Here is a 4365-nt window from a genome sequence, read left to right on the forward strand (position 1 = left end):
TGGTCGCAAGCCTGCTCCTGCACACGCACACCGACGGAGGCGGAAACGATGGTGTCGAGCTGCAATTCGAGCTCGCCGAACCTGTATTCCAAGGCGCTCGCCGGCGCCGAGATCAGCAATGGCGGAAACAGAAATAGCGCTGCGGCAGCGACACTCAACCGTCCGCGTCTTACGGACGTATTGGAAAAATTCATTTCCTCCCCCTCTTTACCCCAGTTCGATTTCGACTAACTTCTCACTTGTCCTCACCGCTTCGGACGGACATCGACGGTCTTCGCGACAGCAACGCCAAACGACCGACACCCCCTCCTGGAAGCGGGCTCATCCTGCGTGAAAAGCGCATCACGGATGAAGGTGGCTTCTGGCCAAACTGAGGGTGAAATTCGGTCACACAATGCAAATAGAACCGGGCTATGTTTCGACGCTCGCAAATGTGATGCGCGCGTATGGCTACAATCATTCCGTCATCGGACGAATTCCGGAAAAGCCGATCGACGAAGGCGAGTTTCTTCAGGTCTGCACCCGCGCCGTCGCGGAATCGCAAGACGCCGCGCTGGGCCTGCGCTTCGGCGCCGCGCTTCAACTCGGCGGGCATGGCGTGCTTGGCCACGCATTGATGAGTTGCCGGACACTGCGGCAGGCAGCCGAGCTTCTCGTCCGGCACAATCCGCTCAGAAGTCCCGAGGGACGCGTCCGGCTTGCCTATGAAGGCGAGAGCACCATTCTCGGCTTTGCGCCTGCATTCGAGGTTCCCGGCGCGCCGCAATTTCTCTGCGACATGTTTTTCGCCGCGGCCACAACCGGCATCAGGCAGCTTCTTGGCCGCGAGCTGGCGCGCGCCGAACTCGAGCTTGCCTATTCGCCCGATGTGCCGAACGAAACTTACGACAAATATCTTCGCGTCCCGGTTTCTTTCGGCAAGCCGACAAACCGGCTGATCGGCCCGAAAAACATCATGGATATGCCGTTGCAGGCAGCAGGCGTCGCCACGGCTCCCGCCTATCTCCGTCAATGCGAACTTCTGCTCCGGCAGATGGAGGCGGCGAGCGGGTTTGAATCGGGTGTGCGCCGCCTGCTGCTCAGTTCGCGCGGGCGCTTTCCCGCTGCTCCCGAGATCGCCCATGCGCTCAATCTCAGCGAGCGCACATTGCGGCGCAGGCTCAGCGCCGAGGGCACTTCCTATCAGAAGATCATCAATGACGTGCGTAACCATCTCGCCAAACAATATCTGATCGACACCAAGCTCAGCGTCGCGGATATCGGCACGTTGATCGGCTTCGAGGATCTCTCGAATTTCCGTCATGCTTTTCGGAGATGGAACGGCGTAACCCCCAGCCACTTCCGTACGCTGAACGCCAAAGACTAGGAACAAACGCTTCGCGCCGAAATCCGCTCTCGGACCTCATGGTTAACGATGGAAGTGCCGACAGTACCTGCTCAGATCGCGCAACCTTCGATGCCGAAAGCCACATGTAGTGGGTCGCTTTCGGCCAGAATTGGGGTAAGATTCGGCCACAGATGAATATCGAACCCGGATATATCGGCATTCTGGCCACCGTCATGAAAGAGCGCGGGCACGATCCTGCGCTTATCGGCGCGCGCTATGTGACAGCGCTCAACGAAGGGCAGCTTCTCGATCTCTGCACCCGTATCGTGGCCGCGACGAGGGGCGATCCGGCGCTCGCGCTTCATGTCGGCGCCGCCATGCATATCGGCGTACACGGACTTTTTGGCCATGCGCTGATGAGCTGCCGATCGCTGAAACAGGCGGCCGGGATTCTGATGCGCCACAATCCCTTGATGAGCGAGCGGGCCCATTCCGAACTCACATTCGACAAGGGCATGGCCATACTCGGCTTTGAGCCTCCTTTCAAAGTGCCCGGCATGCCGGATTTTCTCACCGACGTCTTCTTCGCGGCTGCGGTGACGGCAATTCGGGAGCTGATCGGACGTGACACGGTCGATGTCCATCTGGAGCTTTCCTACAAGCCCAATGCCGATCCGTCCGAGTATGAAGCCGTGCTGCACATGCCGGTCCGCTTCGAGTGCGGGGCGAACCAGCTCAAGGGGCCGGCGCCTCTACTGGACCTGCCGCTCCAGTCCGCAGGCGTGGCGACGGCGGACGCCTATCTGAGGCAATGCGAGCTGCTGCTACGCAAGATGCAGACCGCGCGCGGTCATGAATCGAGTGTCCGGCGTATTCTTCTGAGTTCGCGAGGCCGCTATCCCAGCGCGCCTGAGATCGCCAGGACGCTCAACATGAGCGAACGCACGCTGAGGCGGCGGCTCGAGGCTGAAGGAACCTCCTATCAAGCCATCGTGGACAGCGTCCGCAACCATCTGGCGCAGCAATATCTCATGGATACAGATCTCAGCGTGGGGGAGATCGGCTCTCTCGTCGGCTTCGACGATCTTGCCAATTTCCGTCAGGCCTTCCGGCGCTGGAACAGCATGTCTCCGGCGCAATTCCGCGTGCTGCATCTCGCCCGGCGAACCGGTCGCGGCCGCGAGGCAAGCGCACCCGCCCAATTGCGGCAGGCAACGTCGCGGCGAAGATCGTGAGCAAAGAAAACGGGCCCGCATCTGTGGCGGGCCCGCAAACGCAACAACCGTCCCTCCCGATCAGCGAGCGCCCAATTGGCGAATGGCCGATGGGGTGTAGCGATCGCCGTTCAATTCGTCGGCGAAGAAGTTGATCTGCGGTTCCTCGTTCTGCATGCCGGAGGCGAGGTAGCGGCCGGCGATGACGTCGTAGTCGAGTTGCGCGTTATATCCGCAGAGTGGCACCTGATAGGCCTGCACCTGATGAATCTCCTGCACGCGCCAGATCTCTCCGCGTCCGTCATAGAGTGCCGAGCCGGTGAGCTGCCAGCTATCCTCGTCGAGATACATCAGGCGGCGCGCATAGACATGCCGCGTTGCCGGACGAAGGTTCGCCTCGATCTCCCAGACGCGCCGCAGCTCGTAGCGAACGACGTCCTGATTGATGTGGCCGGCTTGCAGGAAATCCTTGTAGCTCGTGTTCAGTGCCTTGTAGGCATTGGCGACGATGAGCCGCGGCGACTTGCCCTTCACCGTCCAGTCGTACCGCTCGAGCGAGCCGTTATATCCATCGAAGCTGTCGGCGGTCGAAAGGCCGTCGGTGTTCACGCCAGGATTGTCGAACGCGATATTGGGCGCCCTGCGCACGCGGCGCGTGCCGGGGCTGTACTGCCACGCCTGACGCGGACGCACCGCCGCATTCATGGCCTCATGCACGAGGATCACGTTGCCCGCGGCGCGGGCAGGGGCAATCGTGTTTGAAATGTAGAAAATCGAATTGTTGCTGAGGTCTTCGGCGCGCTGGCGCGATGGATCGGACCACCACAGGATCGCCTCGTCCTGCACCTTCAGCATCGTGTATTCGCCGCTGGGCGTCATCGGCGCGGCGGCAAACTGGCGCGTGATCTTGAAGGAGCGATAGCGCAGCGTATGGTTCCAGATGATTTCATAGGCGTTGTTGGCGATCGGGAAAGGGAACCCCATGATCGCTTCGCCGACACCGTTGCCGCCGCCGATCAGTTCGCCGACGCGGGCGTTGTTTTTTGTCGCGTGATAGACGCGCTCGGGATAGGCGCAGGTCCGCCGCGTCTGATAGACGTTCAGCTTGTAATCGGCATAGCGATCGAGCATCGCCTTCTGGCCAGTGGTCAGAATGTTTTCATACTGCGCCGCATTGGCTTTCGTCACCGTGTAGCGGACAGGGTCCGACGGAAACGGATCGACGAGGCGCATGCCGGGCTTGTAGTCCACATTGGACGGAATGCTGGACAGGCCGCCCGTCCATTCCGGAATGTCGCCCTCCCCTGCCTTCTCCGCACCAACCGGCGTCAGATCGGCGCCGAGGCGGTTCACTTGCGCGTCTGGCACTTTCGCCCATACCCCGCCCGATGACAGCGCGACGGCACATGCGAACAGAACCGGCGCGGAGATGCGCGATGGTACCTTCTTCCGCAAACTCATTTGCTCCCCCCTTCTCACTGAATGCGGACACCGGCTCGCTCCGGCATCCATCATTGCAGCATGTGACGCGACCTCATGACGGAGTGCGGCGGTATCGACCGTCACCTCGCTGCGTGGCGCTATCATTCAAGGAGTGGCGGCGGCCATATAAGGGTGAATTCGGCCAAACTGCAGGTTGAATACGGTCAGGCGAGTACGGGCATCGGCCAGCATCCGCCGCTCACTAATTGTGGCCTCGGCCGCGTCACGCGTTATGATGCGGCCCCTTTTCATCCGCCGGTGCCCGAACGCCTCATGCCCAGTCTTTCGCGTCTCCTGAAAAAGGCCCTGAGGGTGCCGAACGATCTTCAGCTTTATCAGGCG

The 4365-nt window shown here is 61.0% G+C and carries 4 protein-coding genes; 2 read left to right on the top strand and 2 right to left on the bottom strand.

The annotated features are described in order from the left end of the window. The first annotated feature begins 394 nt into the window (after positions 1–394). Entirely contained in the window at positions 395–1366 is a 972-nt protein-coding gene (locus tag PKA57_RS14810) for an AraC family transcriptional regulator ligand-binding domain-containing protein (RefSeq protein WP_324301914.1), read from the top strand. Positions 1367–1518: 152 nt separating this feature from the next. After that, on the top strand, positions 1519–2562 hold the full coding sequence (locus tag PKA57_RS14815; protein WP_324301916.1) for an AraC family transcriptional regulator ligand-binding domain-containing protein: 1044 nt from the start codon (positions 1519–1521) through the stop codon (positions 2560–2562). 60 nt (positions 2563–2622) lie between these two features. Here PKA57_RS14815 and PKA57_RS14820 read toward each other — a convergent pair whose 3' ends face one another. Both PKA57_RS14820 and PKA57_RS14825 read right to left on the bottom strand, forming a co-directional pair. Further along, entirely contained in the window at positions 2623–3909 is a 1287-nt protein-coding gene (locus PKA57_RS14820) for a DUF1329 domain-containing protein (protein ID WP_324301918.1), read from the bottom strand. 219 nt (positions 3910–4128) lie between these two features. Next, positions 4129–4365, bottom strand: a 237-nt coding sequence (locus PKA57_RS14825) for a hypothetical protein (protein WP_324301919.1), incomplete at its 5' end; no start/stop codon positions are given.

It is taken from the genome of Parvibaculum sp., from assembly GCF_035325945.1.
Lineage (GTDB): Bacteria > Pseudomonadota > Alphaproteobacteria > Parvibaculales > Parvibaculaceae > Parvibaculum.

Excerpts from the sequence above, each read along its gene's own strand:
- PKA57_RS14815 (WP_324301916.1), top strand. The coding sequence starts at position 1,519 with ATGAATATCGAACCCGGATATATCGGCATTCTGGCCACCGTCATGAAA.
- PKA57_RS14810 (WP_324301914.1), top strand. The coding sequence starts at position 395 with ATGCAAATAGAACCGGGCTATGTTTCGACGCTCGCAAATGTGATGCGC.